We start from the raw sequence: 18,558 nt of genomic DNA on the forward strand, positions 1-18,558 counted from the left end.
CTTAAAATTACCGTATCTTGTGTTCTAAATTAAATTAAACCACTAAGTATTGTGTTTAGTCCTCAAACATCGTGACAACAAATTTTGCAGTTTGTACGATTCAAATGGTCCATAAACATAACAATGATGACAATGGAGCTACGCTGACAATGAACGCCATTACAACCCCAGGTCAACTACAAGTGATTAAACGCACTGGTGATGTTGCCGCTTTTGATGCAGATAAAATCTCTGTAGCAATTGGTAAAGCTTTTTTGGCTGTAGAAGGTCAACAAAGTGCAGATTCAAGCCGTATTCATGATCGCATCACTCAGCTCACAGAGATGGTGATGAATACTTTTAATCGTCGTTTACCTTCTGGCGGAACAATTCATATTGAAGAAATTCAAGACCAAGTTGAATTGGCGCTTATGCGTACAGGCGAACAAAAAGTTGCACGTGCATATGTAATCTATCGTGAACAACGTTCTGATGCACGTAAACAAACTGGTGCTCATCATCACCCAACCTTACAAATCACAGATGCGAACGGTCAGCTTCAGCCTCTAGATTTGAGCAAACTTCAAGCCACGATTGAAAAAGCAAGTGAAGGCTTAGAAGGCATCAATGTTCAAGCCATTGTCGATGAAACAGTTAAAAACTTATATAACGGTGTAAAACAGTCAGACATCTCAACCACGATGATGATGGCGACACGTACCCGTATCGAACAAGAACCAAACTATACTTATGTAACTGCACGTCTATTACGTGATGACTTGGTTGCGACAGGTTTAAAATTCTTAGGTTTAGCTACAGATACTATCGAAGGCGATGCGCTCGAAACTTATTTAAACAAAGGTATCGAGCTTGAGCTTCTCTCTCCTGAGCTTTTAAACTTTGACCTTGCAAAATTGGCAGCTGCAATCAAACCAGAACGCTCAAACCAATTTACCTATTTAGGTTTACAGACTTTATTTGACCGTTACTTCATTCACTCAAATGATGTACGTTTCGAACTTCCGCAATTGTTCTTTATGCGTGTTTCAATGGGACTTGCATTAAATGAAGAACAGCGTGAAGATCGTGCAATCGAGTTCTATGACTTATTGTCTAGCTTCGATTATATGGCGTCTACACCGACCCTGTTTAACTCAGGTACATTACGTCCACAATTGTCAAGCTGTTACTTAACTACGATTCAAGATGATCTTTATGACATCTATGGTGCGATGCGTGACAATGCCCTTCTTTCTAAATGGGCAGGCGGTTTAGGTAATGACTGGACACCAGTACGTGCCTTGAACTCATATATCAAAGGTACTAACGGTAAGTCACAAGGTGTTGTACCTTTCCTTAAAGTTGCCAACGATACTGCTGTTGCAGTAAACCAAGGTGGTAAACGTAAAGGTGCAGTATGTGCATACCTAGAAACTTGGCACTTGGACATTGAAGAATTCCTAGAGCTTCGTAAAAACACTGGTGATGACCGTCGTCGTACCCACGATATGAACACGGCTAACTGGGTTCCAGATTTGTTTATGCAACGTGTGATTGAAGATGCTGAGTGGACATTGTTCACGCCATCTGAAACACCTGATTTGCATGATTTAACTGGCGGTGAATTTGCTGAACGCTATGCTTACTACGAAGGCATTGCAAAAGAAAACAACATGCTGCATAAGAAAATCCGTGCGAAAGACTTATGGCGCAAAATGTTATCAATGTTGTTTGAAACAGGTCATCCTTGGATCACATTCAAAGATGTATGTAACTTACGTTCACCACAACAACACGTAGGTGTAGTGCATTCATCTAACTTATGTACTGAAATCACTTTAAATACCAATAAAGATGAAATCGCAGTATGTAACTTAGGTTCGATCAACCTTGTACAACATGTTCAAGGTGGCGCATTAGACCGTGAAAAATTAGCGCGTACAGTTAAAACTGCTGTTCGTATGCTCGACAACGTGATTGACATCAACTACTACGCAGTTGAACAAGCACGTAATTCAAATATGAAACACCGCCCTGTCGGTATGGGTATCATGGGCTTCCAAGATGCTTTATATGAATTGGGTATGGGTTATGGTTCTGATGCAGCGGTAGATTTTGCTGATGAATCAATGGAAGTGATCAGCTACTACGCGATTCAAACATCAAGCGACCTTGCTGTTGAACGTGGTGTGTATTCAACATTCAAAGGTTCATTGTGGGATCAAGGTATCCTGCCAATCGACTCTTTAGATATCGTTGCAAAATCACGTCCAGAGCGTATGTTTGAAGTTGACCGTACTCAACGTTTGGACTGGGATACATTACGTACTAAAGTTCAAAAAGATGGTATGCGTAACTCAAATGTAATGGCGATTGCCCCTACAGCAACCATTTCAAATATTTGTGGCGTTTCACAGTCTATCGAACCGACCTTCCAAAACCTTTATGTAAAATCTAACCTTTCTGGTGAATTTACAGTGATCAACCCGTACTTGGTACGTGCGTTAAAAGATCGTGGTCTTTGGGACTCTGTGATGGTTAACGACTTGAAACACTTTGAGGGTTCAGTACAAAAAATTGCACGTATCCCTGAAGAGTTAAAAGCAATTTTTGCGACTGCATTTGAAGTAGATACACGTTGGATCGTAGATGCTGCATCACGTCGTCAAAAATGGATCGACCAAGCACAGTCATTGAACCTTTATATCGCTGGTGCAAATGGTAAGAAACTAGACATCACTTATAAGATGGCTTGGTTACGTGGTCTTAAAACAACTTATTACCTCCGTGCATTAGGTGCAACCTCTGCGGAAAAATCAACCATTAACACGGGTGCTTTAAACGCAGTAAAAGCAACAACTGTTGCTGCACCAGTGGCTGCGGTTGCTCAAGAAACTAAACCTGAAGCGCCTGCTGAAGAAGATGGTTTCGCTCAAGCAGCACCAGTACCACAAGCATGTTCAATCGACAATCCAGATTGTGAGGCTTGTCAGTAAGTAATCCTCCCCAATCCTCAAGGGGAATAAACTCCCCCCCTTTAAAAAAAGGGGGGAGTTAGGGGGATTCAAAAAATCTGAAATTATAAAAGGCGAAGAAATGTTCCATTTAAGTCATAACTATGAGTTAGGCGTAATCGTGCTGATCTTAGCCTTTTTAGTTTTTTACGTGCCTGCGGTCTATGCATTCTTTGCGATCCGTAAGCAGCAAAAGCGTAAGCAAAATAAGTAGTGTGGATATCTGTTCTTTCGAACAAGAACAAAACAACTATCGGCAAAACTTAATTTTGCTTGCACAGAATAAGCGTATAGTAGTGACATCTTCCATTGTGAGATGTCGAACATAGATATTAACAACGAAGAGAGAACAACGATGTCTATCCTAAGTTGGGACGATTTTGAAGATGATGAACAGAAACAAGCTGCACAAGCTCACCAGCCTGCGCCCGTCGAACAGAAAAAAACGACTGATTCGCAAGTGGTATCTGATACAAAGCAGTCATCGCAGAATGTGGCAACTACACAATCCGCTGGAACCTATACAGCAAGATCAACAAATCCAACCGATTCGTTGGCAAGAGCATCTCACGCCTTAGAAAAGTTAGACGTTGCACCTGGCTTAGAAGAGCTTGAAATGGGTGCACAACGTGTACAAGTTGATGATAAAGCCATGATCAACTGTCGCGCTGACTTAAACCAACTTGTACCATTCAAATACGAGTGGGCTTGGCAAAAGTATCTAGACGGGTGTGCAAACCACTGGATGCCGCAAGAAGTTAACATGAACCACGATATCGCACTTTGGAAGTCTGAAAATGGCTTAACCGAAGATGAGCGTACCATCGTGATGCGTTCATTAGGTTTCTTCTCTACTGCAGATTCGTTGGTTGCAAATAACTTGGTGTTGGCGATTTACCGTCACATCACCAACCCTGAATGCCGTCAATATATCTTGCGTCAAGCATTTGAAGAAGCGATTCACACGCATGCTTACCAATACTGTATCGAATCTTTAGGTATGGATGAAGGCGAAGTCTTCAACATGTACCGTGAAGTTCCGTCAGTTGCTCGTAAAGCAGCGTGGGGCTTGAAATATACTCAGTCTTTATGTGATCCAACCTTCCAAACAGGTACACCTGAAAACGATCAAATCTTATTGCGTAACTTGATCGCATTCTATTGCGTACTTGAAGGGATCTTCTTCTACTGTGGTTTCAGCCAGATCTTGTCTATGGGTCGTCGTAACAAGATGAATGGTGTTGCTGAGCAATTCCAGTACATCTTACGTGATGAGTCTATGCACTTGAACTTTGGTATCGACATGATTAATCAAATCAAGATCGAAAATCCAAACTTGTGGACTGCTGAATTCCAAGAAGAAATCATTCAGATGATTCTTGAAGGTACTATGCTTGAAATCGAATATGCGCGTGACACAATGCCACGTGGTGTATTGGGTATGAACGCAGCGATGATGGAAGAGTATTTGAAATTCATCTGTAACCGTCGTTTAGCGCAGTTAGGTTTACCTGAACAGTTTGCTGGTGTAAATAACCCGTTCCAGTGGATGTCTGAAATGATGGACTTGCGTAAAGAGAAGAATTTCTTTGAAACGCGTGTAACTGATTATCAAACTGGTGGTGCGTTGAGCTGGTAAGAAGTGACATCGCCCTGATCTGACAGTTATCAATATTTGATTGAGACTGTCAGGTTAGATTTGAGCTAAATTCTTTTCAACCCACAGATGTCCCCCTAAAATAGAACAATAAACAGCCGTTTTTAATACTATTAGCAAAATACCTCCTGATAGAGGTATTTAATTTATTGTTTTTTAACCAGATATATTCCACTTAGAATTAAAAAAGCAATCTGGCAAAGAAGCCAAACTAAAACAGAAAAATTTGAACATTTAACTATTGAATCGTAAATAATTTCTTTATATGACACAGTTTCGATCATGTTTAATAGAGTCAATTCCAACACTAACAGTATAAATATCAATCCAACATAAATGTATTTGTTTTTTATAAAAATCAATATGATTGCTAGTATTATTGATAAAAGCCCAGACATACCAAGCATGGATGGATCATTCGCCGATACTCCGTTTAGTTCTTTAAAATAGGTAACTGTGTTAACAGCTATATATTCGTAAACACATAAATCTTGACCGAACTTATCAATTGTATAGCCAGCTACACCAGATAAAAATAAGAATACTACTGCTAAATATTTAATCATGACTTATAAACTCAATTTTAATGATGGGTCAAACTTCCAAGTTTCAACTTGCCTTTCTGGATCAGCGCGACAAATTCCTTCACATCCATCGGGAATCTCAATAACATCACCGTTAAGAGCCAATTTTATAGCTTCTTGCCATTTCCATGATCGTGCATATACTGCATTTTCTAATCGTTTTTTGGAATTTCACCTTTTATCCAACTATTTAGAGCAATTTTCCCTGCATTATAAAAAATGGTTGATTCTTGCAAGGTAAGCTTTCTACCTAAAATTTTTCCACCACGCACTACATTTTTTGCAACAAAATCCATTGCAACTGTTGCATCTGTAAAAATGACAACAAATGTTTCATACAACCAATCAGGATTTCTTTTATCTATATTCATCAATTCAGCAGCTAGCCCTAATTGCATTTCGCCAAAAACCCCAACCCATCCAAAAAACACCCCACTAACCTTTCTCGATCATCCACACTATTTTCACCCTGAAGCTGAACCATTGCCCCATCAATCACAAACAAAAACATATGTGCATCTTGTTTTGAGGCATTCACATTGCTGGTTAAAAGCAATTTATAAATTTCATCAATTAACCAGCTTCGGTATTCAACCACGATTTGATAAGCATTGGGATAGCGTTTTTCAATTTCAAAAATAGCCTTAAATAATAAATGGTACAGCCCTTCAACATCGGCATGTAAAAAGAAAATTCGCTTAAGTTTTTCAAAAACGGTAAGGTCTTTCCGCCTATAAATTAGCACAAACACTTCTTCTTTCAATGTGGCTTTTTGAAAGGTTAAACTCCTCTCAATCAAACTTTCTTTAGAATGAAAGTATTTATAAAACGTTGCTTTGGTAGTTTTAGCAGATTCAACAATACGGTTTATCCCGACATGATGAAAACCGTATGTATTAAAGAGTTTTCGGGAGGAATCGAGCACCCTTAAAGCTAGAAATGAAATATATAAATTTGACATATATTTTCCATATAAATCATTTTTTTAATTAAATAAGATAAAGTCACTCTCGATCTTGTTATAAGCAAAAAAGCATGCAACGGCTTCAAAAGGTAACCAGAATGAATCTCAAGTTTTATTGTTGATATTTTGAGGTATAACCAGCCAATGCCAAAAAACCCAAAGGCTGTTCAACCGTACTAAACACTAATCTGATGGGGTATGAATAAAATACATGGCCAACTCCTGAACAATTCAAAATTCTGCCAATGTATAAAAATTATGGTGGCAGAACGAAAGAGGGTTAGCAGACTGAACCTAAGAATCAGTACACCCGAAGGTGTCCCCCTCCCGTCCAACCGCAACAAAAGGGGGACGAACGAGTCTACATCAAAAAAACAAGTTTTTTCAATGCACTTAGGCAGCGGTCTGCTAAAACCGACTGGCAATGTAGGCCAGCCAGCAAAGAATAATCGGAGATTTTTAGGGTGTCAATGTCATATTTTGTGCAAAAAATTAAAATTATTATTATTTTTCAAGTAATTAAATAATTGATTATGATTGCTTTAAACAAGCCTATTCGGTCAATTCAACAGATCAACACGCCTTATTATTTTTTAGCTCTGGCATAAGGCGTAAACGCAAAAGCAAACTGGCTTTAAGCAACCTCGGTCTGCCCAACATGATGATAAGAACGATTAAAATAAACTAAGCTTTGATCATGTTCACTTTGTTGAATCGCCACGATACGACAAATAAAAATCGTATGTGTTCCAACTTCCTGAATTTGCTCAATCTCACAATCAAAATTCACCAAAGCATCATCTAAAACCGGTGCGCCAGTTTCTAATTCTGTCCAAACGCCATGTTTAAATCGTTCTTCTGGGCTTAATTTAGACGAAAACGCTTTAGAAATATGCTGATGATGTGCACTTAAAACATTTACAGTTAAAATTTTATTTTCAACAAAATGCACATGCGAACTCGCCGCTTTATTCATACAGACCAATAAAGTCGGAGGCGAATCCGTCACACTACATACGGCAGACGCAGTAAATCCATAACGACCAGACAAACCTGTCGTGGTAATGACACTGACTGCACTGGTCAACAAAGACATTGCATTTCTAAAGTCTGTTGCTTCAATCATTTCATTGTTCCTAAATTGAACCGTACTTTTTTAGATTTAGCATTACCCTGCTATTCCGTCATGTAGGCACTGCATCTGGATGAGTTTCTCAGTAGAACTGACGTTCTCTAAATTGTGATCAGGGTTTCCAGTTGGGTCTTGGATATCCATTCACCCAAACAGGTCACCCTTTTTACACCACAATATCGTTGAATACTAGCGGCTAAGTTCTTGACGAACGATTTCTGCGCCAGCACTTAAAGCATTAAGTTTGCCTCTTGCAACTTCACGAGATAAAGGAGCCATACCACAGTTAGTCGATGGATAAAGCTTATCCGCATCGACAAACTGAAGTGCTTTTCGTAATGTATTGGCAACTTCTTCTGCTGTCTCAATGGTATTGGTTGCCACATCAATAGCACCAACCATTACTTTCTTACCACGGATCAATTCGATCAGATCCATTGGCACACGAGAGTTTTGGCATTCTAAAGACACGATATCAATTTTAGATTGTTGAAGTTTAGGGAATGCTTCTTCATATTGACGCCATTCTGAACCTAAAGTCTTTTTCCAATCTGTATTGGCTTTGATACCATAGCCATAGCAAATATGCACCGCAGTTTCACATTTAAGCCCTTCAAGCGCTCTTTCTAAAGTCGCAACACCCCAGTCGTTGACTTCATCAAAAAACACATTAAATGCAGGTTCATCAAATTGGATAATATCCACACCCGCAGCTTCTAACTCTTTGGCTTCTTCATTGAGGATTTTGGCAAATTCCCAAGCAAGTTTTTCACGACTTTTATAATGCGCATCATACAACGTATCAATCATGGTCATTGGACCAGGCAACGCCCATTTAATCGGTTGATTGGTTTGTTGACGTAAAAACTTGGCATCATCAACAAAAACAGGCTTTTGACGAGATACCGCACCGACAACAGTTGGTACGCTTGCATCATAGCGATTACGAATGCGTACAGTCTCGCGCTTCTCAAAGTCCACACCATTCAGATGTTCAATAAACGTGGTGACAAAGTGTTGGCGCGTTTGTTCACCATCACTGACAATATCGATCCCAGCGTGTTGTTGCTCTTGCAATGACAAGCGTAAAGCATCTTGTTTGCCTTCAATTAATTGCTCATCTTGTAATTTCCAAGGTGACCAAAGTTTTTCAGGCTCAGCAAGCCAAGAAGGTTTTGGTAAGCTGCCAGCAGTTGAAGTTGGTAATAATATTTTCATAATCAATAATCTTGTCTATCTAGGTAAATTAAGCAACGTAATTTGCAGACCACTGCTCAAGGATATGTTTGTATGGCTTGATGAACTGCTCTTCAGTAAATTTCCCTTGCTTAATCGCCAACTGGCCTCGCTCTTCTCGATCATACACAATACGAGTAAGTGAATAATCCTGATGCTTTAAACTTGGTTGGTAAGATTTACCTGCCACAGAATTCGCGTTGTAAATCTCAGGTCGGTAAATCTTCTGGAAAGTTTCCATGGTGCTGATAGTACCGATCAACTCAAGGTTAGTGTAATCACTCAACAAATCACCACGGAAGTAAAATGCCAAAGGCGCAACACTATTAGGCGGCATAAAATAACGAACCTGCAAACCCATTTTTCCGAAGTATTCATCTGTTAACGAATATTCATCTTGTAGATATTCAACACCCAATACTGGATGCACATTTGCAGTACGGTGATACACCTTGCTACTTGAAACACTAAGACAAATCACAGGTGATTTTTTAAAGTTTTCTTTATACGCATTTGAATTTACAAATGCGTTGAAAATCTTCCCATGAAGCTCGCCATAGTTTTCTGGCAGGCTAAATTGATCTTTATTTTTATTATGTTCTAACAGCAATACACTAAAATCATAATCACGCACATAAGAAGAAAAATTGTTGCCCACAATACCTTCAATGCGTTGATTATTTTTGTGATCAACAATATTGGTTTTCAATATTTCAATCGTAGGGAAAGTCTCACCGTTGCCTTCGATATCAATATCAACTGAAATGATTTCTAACTCAACAGAATAACGATCTGCTTCTGGATTATCCCAATGCGCTAAGGCATTAAAACGATTGTCAATCATCGTTAGGGTATTGCGCAGATTGTCATGGCGACTCTCACCTCTTGCTAAATTGGCAAAGTTGGTTGTGATACGCGTATTATTAGAGGGATGATAGTTTTCGTCGAAACTAATGCTCTTAATCGTAAATGTAAAATCTTTACTCATGATGATCTGATACCCTATTTTCTGAAATAAACCTGAATTTTTTTCATGCTCTTTCTGAACCATCCAATTTATCTTTGGATCTATCCAGTCAATAGTATTTTCCGTATTTTCTGATTTGTACTTAGTCGTTCATTTCAGAATCAACGATAATTTTGTCTATCGTGAAGCGCTTGGTGTAATTTATACCCCAATCCGCACATGAATAAAAATGATATAATTTCACAAAAAAGTGAACCAAATTCATGTTTAAGAGTGAGTAACATGAATAAATGGATTGTGAGGCTGGGCTATATGATAAAACTCAAGAAATGAGTAAGCAAAAATGCTGTTAAAAGTGTATATAAAAAAACTGATCTGATTACCAATGTGTTGGGCTTTATTGTGTTGGTTGCTATTTGGCTTATTTCTTGGATTAGGAAATTGAGAAGAAATGAAGATCGAAAGTATTTTTTAGATTGATCAGTTAAGTTTTTCTATTGTTGGACTGTTGGGTAACTACCGTTGGCAAAAAAACATCATCTAATAATGACTTATACTCATCATTTAATAGCCTCTTTATAAATATTAAATTTGTTAAAAGCAGCCAGCTCGATAAATATCAATTAAAATTATATGGTTATGGTAAATATTTTTTGATGATGAATCTCAAACGTAATTATGACTAAACTCCTAAAAAATATCAGATAATTTAATATATCCTTCTGTTGTCTTAGTTTTTCCATAATATTCAACATGAAGGTATAATGAGTCACTATTTTTAATAATATTCTTTATTGTTACTTTATCATTTTTTACAATATAAGCCTTTGTTTTTATATAATTTTTATCAAGAAAAAACACTTTAGGTAAATTTATTTTTATATTTTTTACTGTTTGATTTGAATTGTCTTTTAGAGAGTAAATAGTTGATTTATTATAATAAATAACACTTAGGTTAAGATTATCACTTAATGTTTTTAGTTCTTCTTGCAAAGAATATCTATCATTTTTCAACTTGTATATACGTGTGTAACTTATAGAGCCATCTTTAAACCTTTCAATAATTTGTTTTTTATCATTTATAACTTCTGGATCGTATAATGGACTCAAATAAAACTTATGAGCTTTATTATTTGATATATCGAATATTTGATACTTTCCACTAGGATTGCAATCATCTGTATAGTTTACAAACAAATATTTCCTTTTATCATTCGTTAAACTCTCCACAGAAAAAGCATCTTTATCAAAACAATAATTAGCATCATCAAATAGGAAAATTTTCAGGGAACCCTGTTTAAAATAAACTTTATGATTATCCTTTACTAGGCTATCACTATCAGCAAAAGTTAGTGGTGGACATAAAAGAGCTACTGTTAAAAAGATTTTTTTACTTAAACCCATTTCTTTTCTCAACTTCTCTTAATATTTTCAAAAATAAACTTTTCCGCTCAGCTAAACCTACTGTACCACCATTAATCCTTCTGCTTACTTTATCTACAACTTGTAAATGATGAGAATTGGTATAAGTCCCATTTAAGTCACTATATCCTTTCCGAACCAAATTATCCGCATTTTTAAATTCATTAAAAGCCCATACAGCACTTTCAACAGCATGAAAAAGATCGTTACAAAGTAAATCCGGATTTGTTACCACATCAAGTCCTGAATAGTTTTTATATAAAATATATGCACTTTTCCACGTTAATTGAATTAAACCTCGCCCTCTATATTTTGGTCCATCACCCGGCGTAGTATTACCTTCTTTTATTATTTGTTTACGCCTTCTACACGCTCTACTTTTTGGAATATCACATACAGATGGAGGAAAAGTTGAAATGTCGTAATCTCTCCCACTCGCATACTCGATTAATGTATAAAAATGATCACATTCATGGTAGATCTGAGCAAGAAAATGACAAAGCATAAGCTTGTCTGTCATTTTATATTTTAGTAATCCCTTATTTAAGGCGAGTACAAATTGTTCAGGAGTTGTATTCTGTGTCGGTTTACCGTTCATTCCTTCTTTCCAAAATAACTTTCGAGAACCATATACCTCCTTAAAAAAGCTTAAAGAAATTATTTCTCCTGAAATACTATCCTCTATACGTCTAGGAATATTAGGATCATTTGTTGCTGTTCTTCCATTCAAAATATCTACACTTAATTGTAAATCAATAAATTCCTCTTTAACTCTTCTGACCATAAAGCTAACAGAATCAAAAAGGAGTTCCATCTGGTTTTAAAATGATTAATTTAATTTTTTGACCAACCCAGTTAATTAACTTTAATTGTCCATTTTTAACTTTAAGATTCTTTTTTTGATTATTGTTAAAAATCATCTCAACATCGACATCATTAACTGCATAACGCTGTCCTGATTTATCTAATACTTTTATTAATGTAACACCTTTAAAGCGATCATATGGTTCATTTAGTTTGAGTAATATTGGTTGCTTTATCCCATTTCCTGAGTTCCCAGAAAACTTAAGCTGAAATTGATCAGTTGATGTAAGTACTAAAACTTCAATATCTCGATTCGCAGATGATAGAACTTCTACTATTCCTTGGCTATTTGTATATTTATCTGGAGAGTTTCCTTTTCCTTTTGGTCTAGATTGAATCGGAAAATTAACCATAACTTTTCCATTACTATCAACAACTTTAAATAAAGTACTAACTATTCCTTTGTTCGTAGAAGACCTATTGCTTTGTTTATATTCGTCAATCGTCTTTGGCAATTGAATTCTAATAGGATTATCTTCAGATGATATTACAGAAGAATTGATTGTTTTAAAAACAGTATAACTTTGCTGATTAGGTGGTTGAACAAGAATTTCAATCGTTCTATTTGGTGAAGCTTGAAATACAAACAAGCCATGCGAATTCGTTTTCTGAAGATTCTCTTTAGATGACCCCTTATATTTAGATTTGACACTTAAATTGACTACATATTTCCCAGAACTATCAAAGAATTTTACTGTAATTGTTTTTAATTCAGACATTACTAAAAATCCTCTTCAGAATAAACATCATCACCGTTCGATAATGCTTCATCTAATAATTCATCTATATTTTCTCCATCTAATCGTTTTTGCACTAAAGAAACATATGATGAATCAAACCCTAATGCAATAAAATCAGTTTCTTCCCGTGTATAAAAGCGTAAAGAACTCATATTATTTTTATCATTCAATTTATCAATTTTAGATTTTATTAAATAATTATTATGTTTATTTAGAACAAAAATTTCCTTGTCATTACCAATATTGTCACTCCAGTTATAATCAATTTTATTACTGTAAAGTGTTCTAGGTGTTGGTAAACTTACTTTAAAATTAGGTACATGTACTCCTCCTTCAAACTTCTGCTGCCCCGACTTCACCTCAAACAATCCTGATGTTGTCGCAAACACACCTGAACCATTGATCCTTACCTCAGAAGTGTCCCCAACCAGTCGAATCTCTTTAGGGCTTATGATATAAACTGCATCTTCAGTTGAAATAATTTGGATGTCTTTACGTGCAATGACATCAGCACCATCACCCTGAGCTTGAATTTCAACTTTACCTTTTCCTGCAAATAACCTTGCGCCTTCTTGTGCTGCAAACAAACTGATCTTGTTTTGTGCATGCGCTAAGAAGCTCTTTTGAGTGCTTAGATTAATACTGTCGCCTGCGCTATGACTAATTTGCCCATCTGCTGAAAGATGAATATCTTCATTACTGGTAAGCGCAATTGAGTTTGGTGAAGCCAATATCATTAACGCCTGTTTAAATGCCTCGGCTTGGTTCTTAGCTTCATCTGAGTCATCTTTTTCCAAAGCAGAAATAAACGATTTCAAATGATCTAAGTTTTCTAAAGGATCAGTCTTTTGGTTCTTGGCAATATCACTTAAAGCTTTACTGTTGGTCTGACTACCCTCAAGTTGCTTTTTGGCAAACTCTGAATCAAGGTGATCACCTTTGGCTTGGTCTTGTTTGTAGGTCGAAAGCAGTAAACCTTGCCCTGCGCGTAGTGCTCCCCATTGGTCAGTTCTCAGCTCAAAACCTTCTCCACGATCATCACTTTCTGCTTTGTCTTTTGGATGACTCAGTTTGCCCAAGTTGAGTTGGCTGGCCCCATGACTACTCTGTAACTGGCTGCTGATTTGGCCAGTAGTATCGTCAAACCTCAGTTGATTGTAGCCACTGCCTTGATACTCTCGACTTTTGATTCCTGCCAGTTTCTTGGTATCAGGCAGTTTGCCTTTGTCATCAAACTTGCTTGGATGACGTTGTGCTTCATGGATGCGCCCAACCACAAATGGACGGTCAATGTTACCATCAAAGAAGTCAATCACGACAATCTCACCGATTCTCGGTAAGAACCGCGCACCATAGCCTTCGCCTGCCCATGGGGTCAGGACATCGACCCAAGCTGAATCTGTGTCATTGTCATTAGAACCCGCACCGCCATCATGGGTATTGTCTTCATTACGGCTAAACAGGAAGCGAACTTTGATACGCCCCCATTCATCAACATGAATTTCTTCTCCGCTTGGCCCTACTACTTTGGCCCGTTGTGGTGATGCAATCGGTCGGTGTTGTAATGGGTTATAGGCTGGAACCGTGCTGATATTACGACGTTGAATGGTTAAATTACTGGCTTAACGTTCATCACTCGTGTTGCTGGTGATTTGACTTGTTTGCCAATTGCTTTGTTGGACTAAAGCGGTGACTTGATCGGTGAGATCTTTAGGTAAGTTATTTTGGTTATAAAAGCTTTTAGCCATGATTAAAAATTCTTTGTCTGCACCTGAGTGTTGATCTATCTCAGGATGTTCATTCAGTTCAAACCAATAACCAACATGTGCATCGCGCACAGTTGACGTTGCTGTAAATTGTTTGGCTTGTGAATCGTAATAGTTGCTGAGGTTTTGGTTAAATTTTTCAATCTGACTGTTGCCCGATGGCGTTGCACCATCTTCGCCATTAAGGTCTTGAATCCATGCAGGGCTAAAGTGCCATGCTTGTTCTAAAGCTAGACTGGCATTGTCATAATTTTCACTATGGCTGTGTTTACTTTGGACACTGCCAGCGCCTTCATCAATATCCAGTACATCAGCTTGCCAACGCTGGATATGCACTGAAGTCGGTTGAATGGAACGCTGACCAATAAAATTGGTAATTGAATCAGTTTTTTCTACGGCGCTGCTTCTATGGAAGCGAATATTGCGGCGTTCTAAGGCACTAAATTGTGAATTGTCATCAATTAAACGAAGCTTTTGTGCTTGGATTTGTTCTGTTGAACTCGACACTTTAAGTTGTGCTTCATCGATCAACCAGTTAATCCCTTCACTTCTCATCAAACGGGTCAGGAAGTCAAAATCACTTTCAGATGCTTGCATAATGAATGGGCGCACATCATAGTCTTTGCTCAGTCCACTCTTATCTAATGTCAGACTTGAAGCAAATAGTGGGCTGCGCTGTACCCATTCTTGGAACACGGTCTGGATCACATCCACAACCGACTTATTCATAAATACTCTAGAGTTTCTACGGTGTTTCCAAAGTGCTGTTGGGTCTTCTACAGTCAAACGATAGATGGTAAGAGAACCATCAGATGCGCCAATATCGGCTTGGGTCACAATTCCTGAAATACGGGTTAATTCAGATTTATCTGTGACAATATCAATTGCAGCTTGCGTTCCAATAAAGCTTTTTAAAGGAATGCTTGCTGACGTTGAAAGACAGATGAGCTGAAGTCGAACACCCTCATTGATTTGATGTGTTCCATCAATACGTTGTAGGAATACTTGTTGGCTCAACGCCGAATTAGAAAATTGTACGTGGATCGCACGTTTTTGTGCTGATAATCCAAGCTGCTCCAAAGCAGAGTAAATATTGTTAGACATATTTTTTATACATAATCTTAATAATTAATATATATCTTTAAGTATATAACTATAAAAATCAACTTAATAACATTATTCTATTAATTTTTACTTAATAATTTTTAAAATTCCGTTCAATTTTTTATTAGCTACTTACTTCAATATTTATTGATATTCATATTTGAACTGCTTTGAAATCAATTGTACTCATACAGAATATTTCCTTTACTCAATTCATTTTAAATACAGTTTTATTAATTGAAAATTATATTTCTATCTCAGCCTTTATAGACAGTCCTAAGTAACAAAGCTCCTTAGTATTCAAACCCACCCAACATATAAAGTTGATCCACTTCACATTATGCTATTAAAATATGGATAAATTTTCTATTAAAAACATATAAAAATTTACATTAAAAATTATAAACTTAGCTTAGTTTAATCATCATAAAACAAAATATTCCCTATTTATTTTCAGGTTTTTTTATGGTTTTTATAATTAAACAATGTATTCCTCTTAACTTTTCCATTAAAATAAGCCAAATATCTTTTTGTAATTCGTCACCACCCTCTCCTATGTGCCTATTGAGTGGTAACACGAATAAAACATGCCTTTGAAAATTCGCGTGGCTAATAAACTGTAATGACTCAAGCAACTCAGCATCCTATGGAATCCATTTCCAACATCCGTGTATTGGATGAATGGCAAGAAGAAATTCCAGAGGATTTATATATTCCTCCTGCTGCATTCGAAATTCTGCTTGAACATTTCGAAGGACCACTCGACTTTTTAATTTATCTGATTCAAAAAAATGGTTTCGATCTTTTACAGTTAGATATTGCTCCGATTGCAACACAATATTTGTCTTATATGGACAGTATGAAATCGTTAAATATCGAGCTAACCGCAGACTATATGGTGATGGCAGCATTATTGGCAGATTTAAAATCTCGCTTGTTATTGCCAAAACCAAAAACCATGCATATTGAAAAAGATCCAAAACAGGAATTAATCGATCGCTTAGAAACCTATTTACGGATTAAAAAAGCAGCTGAACGTTTAGGCCAGATGCCAGTTTTAGACCGAGATACTTTTGCGACACATATTGCAATTGGTCATATTCCAAAAGTGTATGAAGGTTATGACGTTGAGATGCTAAAAGATGCCTTATATTGCATTTTTAACCGTCCTGAACCCGTAACCCATAAGATTGAACAAGAACCTGTACTTCTTGAAGAACGCATTGCTTATATCGAATATATGATTGAATCTGGAGAAGTTCTCAGTTTCCAAGAATTACTCAAGCCAAACCAAGGTCGAATGGGCATGGTGGTTACATTTATGGCAATCTTGGAGCTGACTCGTCAGCAAAAAGTCCAAATTATTTCTTCTGGTGTTGAAGCCCCGCTTGCAATTCAAGGAGCAACGGCATGACCATTGATCAAAATAATGCCTTTAATGTTGATGAATTACATCACGAAGTTCTGATGCAACTTGAAGCGATTATCTTTGCAAGTGATGCCCCTGTATCGCTTGCTCGCTTAAGAGAAGCATTTCAAAATCAGTATTCTAAACAACAGTTGCAACAGTATTTACAGCAATTGTCTGTGTTACAACATGGTCGTTCAATCGAACTTGTCGAAACGGCTCAAGGTTATCGTTTTCAAGTGCGGGCAAAATACCGCAACGTGATTGCGCAAGTTTGGCCAGATCGACCGACTCGATTATCGCCATCACTGTTAGAAACTGTTGCAGTGATCGCTTATCATCAGCCAGTAACCCGTGCTGATATTGAGCAAATACGAGGGGTTACAAATAATAGTCAAATACTCAGGACTTTGTTTGATTGGAACTGGATTAAAGAATCTGGTTACCGAGAACTCCCAGGTAGACCCGCGTTGTTAGTGACAACGCCACAATTTTTAAATGCTTTTGGTCTAGTGTCTTTAGATCAATTGCCTCCCCTACAGGATGCCAAGGAAGCTTTTATGATTTTGGATGCGCAAGCTGCCAAGTCTTAAATAGGTGCACTGTTGATGATTATTTCTAAGGTTATGCTGTCATGAGTGAAAAATTGCAAAAGGTACTCGCACGAGTGGGTTTGGGCTCTCGCCGTTATATGGAAGAGGTCATTGCCGCTGGTCGTGTAAGTGTCAATGGGCAGGTTGCTCAAGTGGGCGAACGTATTGAACCAGGTGATGAGCTTCGCATCGATGGTCGTAAAGTTCAGTTCCAAATTGAAGACGAAATTCGTCGTCGTGTATTGATTTACTACAAACCTGAAGGTGAAATCTGTTCTCGTAATGACCCAGAATCTCGCCCGACTGTGTTTGATAACTTGCCCCCGATTTCCAATGACCGTTGGGTGATGGTAGGTCGTCTAGATATCAACTCAACAGGTTTATTACTTTTTACAAATGATGGTGAACTTGCCAATCGTTTAATGCATCCCTCAAATGAAATCGAACGTGAATATGCAGTTCGAGTCATGGGTGAAGTAACGCCTCAAATCAAAAACAACATGACAAATGGCGTTGTTTTAGATGATGGTCCAGCAAAATTTGAATCTTTCTCTGAAATTGGTGGTGAAGGAATCAATCGCTGGTACCAAGTCGTTGTAAAAGAAGGTCGTAACCGTGAGGTTCGCCGTATTTTTGAATCACAAGGTCTAAAAGTAAGTCGCTTGCTCCGTACTCGTTACGGCACTGTGATTTTGCCTCGTGAACTTCGTACAGGTCGTTGGATGGAACTTGATAAAACTGATATCGATAATTTAACCAAAGCTGTTGAACTTAAACCACGTCAAGGTACAGGTTTATTTGGTATGGCAAAACGTCGTACCGAACGTATGCAAGACAAACCTATGGCTGCGCGTCGCGGTGGATTCCTGCGTCAACAACGTCGTGATAGCGAAGGTGAAGAAGCTCACAACCATCAAAATGATCGTCGTGATTCTCAGCCAAGTGCAAACCAATATGGTCAAAACCGCACTGAAAACCGTACTGACAATCGCAATGAACGCTCAGACAACCGCTTTAATAAAGCACGTTCTGGTGGCAACAGCTACAACAATGACCGTGCGGACAACCGTGGTAATAGTTTTAATAGCAACCGTTCTGAAAACCGTTATGGCAATCAACAAAACCGTA

14 protein-coding genes and 2 pseudogenes are annotated in these 18,558 nt (G+C 37.6%); 6 read left to right on the forward strand and 10 right to left on the reverse strand.

Going from position 1 to position 18,558, the window contains the following annotated elements; genetic code table 11:
- Nucleotides 1-149: 149 nt before the first annotated feature.
- The 3 genes from AC2G3J_RS15900 to AC2G3J_RS15910 all read left to right on the forward strand — a co-directional run bounded on the left by AC2G3J_RS15900 (nucleotide 150) and on the right by AC2G3J_RS15910 (nucleotide 4,632).
- Nucleotides 150-2,975 (forward strand): ribonucleoside-diphosphate reductase subunit alpha, encoded by a 2,826-nt coding sequence (locus AC2G3J_RS15900; RefSeq protein WP_483770256.1) that lies wholly within the window; start codon nucleotides 150-152, stop codon nucleotides 2,973-2,975.
- A gap of 100 nt (nucleotides 2,976-3,075) precedes the next feature.
- Entirely contained in the window at nucleotides 3,076-3,207 is a 132-nt protein-coding gene (locus AC2G3J_RS15905) for a preprotein translocase subunit YajC (RefSeq protein ID WP_004722859.1), read from the forward strand.
- Nucleotides 3,208-3,348: 141 nt separating this feature from the next.
- Nucleotides 3,349-4,632 (forward strand): ribonucleotide-diphosphate reductase subunit beta, encoded by a 1,284-nt coding sequence (locus tag AC2G3J_RS15910; protein WP_004722861.1) that lies wholly within the window; start codon nucleotides 3,349-3,351, stop codon nucleotides 4,630-4,632.
- A gap of 164 nt (nucleotides 4,633-4,796) precedes the next feature.
- On the opposite strand, the gene AC2G3J_RS15915 is transcribed toward AC2G3J_RS15910, so the two are convergent.
- From AC2G3J_RS15915 to AC2G3J_RS15960, 10 genes and pseudogenes are all read right to left on the reverse strand, one after another.
- The gene (locus AC2G3J_RS15915) at nucleotides 4,797-5,216 is read right to left on the reverse strand and encodes a hypothetical protein (RefSeq protein WP_483770257.1); all 420 of its coding nucleotides are present in this window, start codon (nucleotides 5,214-5,216) and stop codon (nucleotides 4,797-4,799) included.
- Nucleotides 5,217-5,386: 170 nt separating this feature from the next.
- A complete protein-coding gene (locus tag AC2G3J_RS15920) occupies nucleotides 5,387-5,632 on the reverse strand; it encodes a hypothetical protein (protein ID WP_483770258.1) in 246 nt (81 codons plus the stop codon).
- Nucleotides 5,623-6,195 carry a TetR/AcrR family transcriptional regulator gene (locus AC2G3J_RS15925; protein ID WP_483770259.1) on the reverse strand — a complete coding sequence of 191 codons (573 nt, stop codon included), beginning with the start codon at nucleotides 6,193-6,195 and terminating at the stop codon, nucleotides 5,623-5,625. Before AC2G3J_RS15925 ends, AC2G3J_RS15920 begins: the two co-directional genes overlap by 10 nt.
- A 637-nt stretch (nucleotides 6,196-6,832) precedes the next feature.
- Entirely contained in the window at nucleotides 6,833-7,324 is a 492-nt protein-coding gene (locus AC2G3J_RS15930) for a flavin reductase (protein WP_004722874.1), read from the reverse strand.
- Between the two features lie 195 nt (nucleotides 7,325-7,519).
- Nucleotides 7,520-8,548, reverse strand: coding sequence for a methionine synthase (locus AC2G3J_RS15935; RefSeq protein WP_336953273.1), 1,029 nt, complete (start codon nucleotides 8,546-8,548; stop codon nucleotides 7,520-7,522).
- Nucleotides 8,549-8,576: 28 nt separating this feature from the next.
- Complete coding sequence (locus AC2G3J_RS15940; RefSeq protein ID WP_034610135.1) at nucleotides 8,577-9,554, reverse strand: DUF1852 domain-containing protein; 978 nt, start codon at nucleotides 9,552-9,554, stop codon at nucleotides 8,577-8,579.
- A 669-nt stretch (nucleotides 9,555-10,223) separates the two neighbouring features.
- Nucleotides 10,224-10,937 (reverse strand): hypothetical protein, encoded by a 714-nt coding sequence (locus tag AC2G3J_RS15945; protein ID WP_336953276.1) that lies wholly within the window; start codon nucleotides 10,935-10,937, stop codon nucleotides 10,224-10,226.
- A complete protein-coding gene (locus tag AC2G3J_RS15950; protein WP_483770260.1) occupies nucleotides 10,924-11,769 on the reverse strand; it encodes a glycoside hydrolase family 19 protein in 846 nt (281 codons plus the stop codon). Before AC2G3J_RS15950 ends, AC2G3J_RS15945 begins: the two co-directional genes overlap by 14 nt.
- A complete protein-coding gene (locus tag AC2G3J_RS15955; RefSeq protein WP_483770261.1) occupies nucleotides 11,753-12,538 on the reverse strand; it encodes a hypothetical protein in 786 nt (261 codons plus the stop codon). The genes AC2G3J_RS15950 and AC2G3J_RS15955 overlap by 17 nt, the downstream gene beginning before the upstream one ends.
- Before the next feature lie 2 nt (nucleotides 12,539-12,540).
- Nucleotides 12,541-15,429: pseudogene (locus AC2G3J_RS15960) on the reverse strand (type VI secretion system Vgr family protein).
- A gap of 622 nt (nucleotides 15,430-16,051) precedes the next feature.
- Between AC2G3J_RS15960 and AC2G3J_RS15965 the strand changes: the two are divergent.
- The 3 genes and pseudogenes from AC2G3J_RS15965 to rluB all read left to right on the forward strand — a co-directional run.
- On the forward strand, nucleotides 16,052-16,843 hold the full coding sequence (locus tag AC2G3J_RS15965) for a segregation and condensation protein A (RefSeq protein WP_419819579.1): 792 nt from the start codon (nucleotides 16,052-16,054) through the stop codon (nucleotides 16,841-16,843).
- On the forward strand, nucleotides 16,840-17,430 hold the full coding sequence (scpB, locus tag AC2G3J_RS15970) for an SMC-Scp complex subunit ScpB (protein WP_336953283.1): 591 nt from the start codon (nucleotides 16,840-16,842) through the stop codon (nucleotides 17,428-17,430). Before AC2G3J_RS15965 ends, scpB begins: the two co-directional genes overlap by 4 nt.
- Nucleotides 17,431-17,471: 41 nt before the next feature.
- Nucleotides 17,472-18,365, forward strand: a pseudogene (gene rluB, locus AC2G3J_RS15975) (23S rRNA pseudouridine(2605) synthase RluB); the annotation flags it as partial.
- Nucleotides 18,366-18,558 lie beyond the last annotated feature (193 nt).

It is taken from the genome of Acinetobacter legionensis (genome assembly GCF_057165765.1).